A 4,866-nucleotide genomic window follows, 5' to 3' on the forward strand; every position below is an offset into this window, starting at 1 on the left:
ACACAATGTGAGGGTGGTAAAATGATAGATTTATTTATAGGCAAACGATAGATACAGACATTCAAAAAACTGCCTAAGCTAGCACCCAAAATAATAATTATCAATACAAAAAACATCTATTGCTCCTTTTTGTTCTTTTGCTGAAACTATTAGATCATCCTAAAATCCAGAATAAACCACCAAAGCAGAATTACTACTTTGGTGGTTTAAACTTATCAACTGCCGGCGGGAGGAGTAGTAGCAGGAGTTTCAGAAGTTCCATCTGAATAGTAGGTTTTACCCTTAAAAACTGCGGATGCAACACCCTCTTTACCCGTAATAGGATAAGTATATGAAGTAGTATTATCTGGTGTCTTAGGCTCTGCAGCCAGTAAATTCTCAGTCACCAGCGCTCCGAGCGTCGTTGGATAGGAACCATGATTGGCATAATATACAGCCAATGCGCCGCCAATAGTTCTAAGATCAGCTTGGATTTTGGCTACTTTTGCGGAATCAGTAGACGTGGCTAACTTGGGAACTGCAATTGCTGCTAATATCCCAATAATTGCAATTACTACCATTAATTCAACAAGAGTAAAGCCCTTTTGATTTTTCAAAGATTTTCTTAAACTCATAATCATTTACATTCACCTCCTTTCACTATTATGGAGCAACATTAGTTATGACATCAAAAAGTGGTATTACTACAGAAATTACAATAAAGCCGATTACCACCCCTAATATCCCGACAATCAAAGGTTCCATAATGCTACTTAGGCGGCTGACAGTATCATCAACTTCGCTTTCATAAAAATCAGCCACTTTCTCCAGCATCTTATCAAGAGCTCCGCTTTCCTCACCGATAGCTACCATATGAATAACCATTGGGGTAAATATTTTGCTTGACCCCAGTGTTGAGGCCAAACCGACACCTTCCTGTACACTCATCTGAGCTTTAGTTAATGCATCAGTCATGCTTAAATTACCAATGGTTTTTTTTACAACATCCAGTGCAGTTATAATGGGGACACCACCACGAACTAGCGTACTCAATGTCCGGCTAAATCGTGCAATGGCAATTTTACGAAGTAAAGGCCCGGCAATTGGTAACGTTAAGATTACTCGATCAATTTTTCTTCTGCTACTCTCCTTGTTATAAGCAACTTTTAGAATAACCAACAAGCAAATTAGCTCAAGTAAAATCAACCACCAGTAATTCTTAAAAAAACCACTCATTGACAACAACATTCTGGTTGGCAGTGGCAGTTCGACTTTCATTCCAGCAAATAAACTCAAAAAAGTAGGCATAACAAAAGCAAGAATAAAAATCACACACAACACAGCCATCGTAATAACAACTGCTGGATACGTCATGGCTGACTTGACCTTCTCATTCAGTTTATGCTCTTTCTCAAAATGAGTTGCCAGCCGGTTTAAGACATCATCAAGCACCCCGCCTACTTCTCCGGCCTCTACCATATTTACCATGATGGTGGGAAACACCCGGGGGTGTTCGGCCAGGGCACGGGAAAAGGTCTCACCTTCTTTGACCTTCTTATAGACACTCTGCAATGCCGTCTTGATGCGCTTATTAGCAGTCTGCTCAATCAGGACACTCAGACAGGCTACAAGGGACAAACCGGCATCCACCATGGTGGCAAACTGGCGGCAGACCATGGCGAGATCCTTGGTCTTGACAGTCTGAAGACTATCGGCAATGGCCCCCAGGGTGCCACCTGGCCGGCCTTGTTCTTTGATCTGCAGCACGAAATAGCCTTTTTCCCGGCAATGAAGGACTACCGCGGTCTCGCTGTCAGCCAGAATACTGCCGGTATGTAATTGGCCGGTGCGGTCTTTCGCTTTATATTCATAGGTTTTGGCCACTTAGTCATCTCCTTGCATTAGCCGTTGGCCAAACGGATAAAGTTCTCCGGGTTCATCGAACGCTCCAGGGCATCTTCATAACTGATAATGCCGCGGCGGAAGAGGTCCCGCAGGGAGAAATCCATGGCCTGCATGCCAAACCGGGCTCCGGTCTGGATGACTGAGGCGATTTGATGAGTCTTGCCCTCACGGATCAGGTTCCGCACAGCCGGGGTAACCATCAAAACCTCATGGGCCACAATTCGCCCGCTGCCGTCAAGGCGGGGCAAGAGCTGCTGAGACACAATACCCTGCAGTGTCAGCGATAACTGAATCCGGATTTGCTGTTGCTGGTGAGGTGGAAAGACGTCAATAATCCGGTCGATTGTCTGGGCAGCATCACAGGTGTGCAGGGTGGCAAATACCAGATGTCCTGTTTCAGCTGCGGTAACCGCAATGCCGATTGTCTCAACATCGCGCATCTCCCCTACCAGGATGACATCAGGGTCTTCCCGCAAGGCTGCCCGCAGTGCATTCGCGAAAGATTTGCTGTCAGCATGGATCTCGCGTTGATTAACAATACATTTTTTATGTTTATGCAGGTATTCTATCGGATCTTCCAGTGTCAGCACATGGCAGGCCCGTTCATTGTTAACCAGGTCAATCATTGCGGCCAGCGTAGTGGACTTACCGCTGCCGGTCGGTCCGGTGACAAGTACCAGCCCCCGCGGCATACGGGCCAGGGTTTTCAATATATCAGGATGGCCCAGCTCATCCAGGGTGGCAATCCGCTCGTTCACCACCCTGATAGCAATGGCAGCAGAACCACGCTGCCGGAAGGCGTTTACCCGGAATCGGCTCACGCCGGGGATGGCGAAGGAAAAATCAATCTCCCCGGTCTGCCAGAATTTATCCTGCTGTTCCGGTGAGGTGATGGCCTCAAGCATGGCCCGGGTATCCTGAACAGTTAAGGGTGCGGCTGCAGTCCTGACCAGACTGCCATTAAGCCGCAATACAGGCGGTACACCGACTGTAATATGTATATCTGAAGCTCGTTTTTCGACTGCTGCGCGTAGTAGTACATCCATCATCCCGGTATCCCCCATTATCTACTGCGATTATTGGTTTAAGGTTTGAAGCTGCGAAGATTGCTACAGGCCGGCATAAGCCACCCGCATAACCTCTTCCACAGTTGTATGACCAGCCAGCGCCTTCGAAATTCCATCCTGGCGCATCGACAGCATGCCTTGGTTTTTGGCTTCTATTGCGATCTCATCAGCTGAAGCCCGTCTAGTAATCAGTTCCCTAATGGCCGGAGTAACCGGCATCACCTCATGAATACCCATCCGTCCTTTATAGCCGGTAAAGCCACAGGCCGTACAGCCTGTTCCCTGGTGCAGGGTCAAGGGCTGCTCAGGGGCAACACCAAGAAATAGCCGCTCCAGCGAGTCATGCACCGGCGTGTAGCTGGTTTTGCACTCCTGGCAGATGCACCGGACTAAGCGCTGCGCCAGCACCCCCAGTATGGAGGAGGCCGCGAGAAAAGGCTCTATGCCCATGTCGATCAGCCGCGTAATAGCCCCAGGCGCATCGTTGGTATGTAAAGTGCTTAATACCAGATGGCCGGTTAGGGCAGCTCTGATGGCGATATCGGCTGTTTCTGTATCCCGGATCTCACCGACCATAACAATATTGGGATCCTGACGCAGTATTGACCGTAAGCCCAATGCAAACGTCAGCCCGGCCTTGGGGTTGACCTGTACCTGGTTAATACCATCCAACCGGTATTCGACCGGGTCCTCCACCGTGATGGTGTTCTTACTGATAGTATTGATCTCTCCCAGGGTAGAGTAAAGTGTTGTTGTTTTACCTGATCCTGTTGGCCCGGTAACCAGAATCATACCATAGGACTGGGTATACAGGCGGCGAAAGATCTGTAGGTTATCTGCGGAAAAACCCAGTTTGCCGACATCTAGGATAACAGTCTGTTTATCGAGAATCCGCATAACAACCTTCTCTCCCAAAATAGTGGGTAAGGTTGAGACACGGATGTCAATATCACGCCCGGCTTCAGTAATCTTAATCCGGCCATCCTGTGGCAGGCGTCTTTCGGAGATATCCATCCCGCCGGTAATCTTGATTCGGGAGACAATCGCGGCCTGAATATCACGGGTAAAGGACGCCACTTCCCGGAGCACTCCGTCAATACGAAACCGGACCCGCAGGGTTTTTTCCTGAGGTTCCAGGTGGATGTCGCTGGCGCGTTCCCTTACCGCCTGGCTAAACAGCGAATTAACTATCCCGATTATTGGTGCGTCATCGGCTGTTTGGACCTGGGACATTGCTACAGCTTCTTCAGGTTTTAACTGATTGACCGCTTTTTCGACTAAATCATTAACACCATAGTATTGGCTAATGGCCCGCATGATCTCCCGTTCAGCGGCAATAACCGGTTCGACCTCACACCCTGATGCCATCCGGGCATCGTCAATGGCAAAGAAGTTAGTTGGATCAACCATGGCCAGAGTAAGCCTGCGCCCCTCTTTTTTTAACGGAATGATCTGATAGCGCTCAGCCAAAGCAACCGGGATGGTAGCCACGATCTCCCTGGTAATAACCATACCGGCTAGCTCGACATGCGGTACCCCAAGCTGAAACTCCAATACCTCAATAATGTTGTTTTCCGTAATGTACCCGAGATTAATGAGTACTTTCCCCAATCGTTCACCTGTCTTCTTTTGAACAGTAAGGGCTTTGTCCAATTGCTCTTTGGTAATTAATCTGGCTTCGATAAGCAGATCACCCAGACGTTTGCGGTTGTTTAACATGTTTTCTCTCCATTTTAGATCATAAAAAAAGCAACCGGTATTGCAAAACATAAATATTTTTGCGGCCGGTTGCACTACTCGCTCAGCCTGGTCTAAGTGCCCAAATACAGTCCAGGTTTCATTGCTCCATTATGTACTGAATATCAGAATTACAGTGTTTTGCTAAAGTATATTCGCCTGGCAGCTTACAATTCCT

At 47.9% G+C, this 4,866-nt stretch carries 5 protein-coding genes and 1 riboswitch; all 5 genes read right to left on the reverse strand.

Going from position 1 to position 4,866, the window contains the following annotated elements; all coding sequences use genetic code 11:
• On the reverse strand, positions 1-116 hold a 116-nt coding region (locus VN379_RS15105; protein ID WP_325535294.1), incomplete at its 3' end, for a prepilin peptidase.
• 99 nt (positions 117-215) lie between these two features.
• On the reverse strand, positions 216-620 hold the full coding sequence (locus VN379_RS15110) for a type II secretion system protein (protein ID WP_325535286.1): 405 nt from the start codon (positions 618-620) through the stop codon (positions 216-218).
• Positions 621-642: 22 nt separating this feature from the next.
• Complete coding sequence (locus tag VN379_RS15115; protein WP_325535288.1) at positions 643-1,863, reverse strand: type II secretion system F family protein; 1,221 nt, start codon at positions 1,861-1,863, stop codon at positions 643-645.
• A 17-nt stretch (positions 1,864-1,880) separates the two neighbouring features.
• Positions 1,881-2,930 (reverse strand): type IV pilus twitching motility protein PilT, encoded by a 1,050-nt coding sequence (locus tag VN379_RS15120; protein ID WP_349255131.1) that lies wholly within the window; start codon positions 2,928-2,930, stop codon positions 1,881-1,883.
• 63 nt (positions 2,931-2,993) lie between these two features.
• Positions 2,994-4,670, reverse strand: coding sequence for a GspE/PulE family protein (locus tag VN379_RS15125; protein ID WP_325535292.1), 1,677 nt, complete (start codon positions 4,668-4,670; stop codon positions 2,994-2,996).
• Positions 4,671-4,724: 54 nt separating this feature from the next.
• A riboswitch (cyclic di-GMP riboswitch) is annotated at positions 4,725-4,806 on the reverse strand.
• Between the last annotated feature and the right edge of the window lie 60 nt (positions 4,807-4,866).

The sequence above is a fragment of the Sporomusa sp. genome, assembly GCF_035561255.1.
In the GTDB taxonomy this organism is placed as follows: domain Bacteria; phylum Bacillota; class Negativicutes; order Sporomusales; family Sporomusaceae; genus Sporomusa.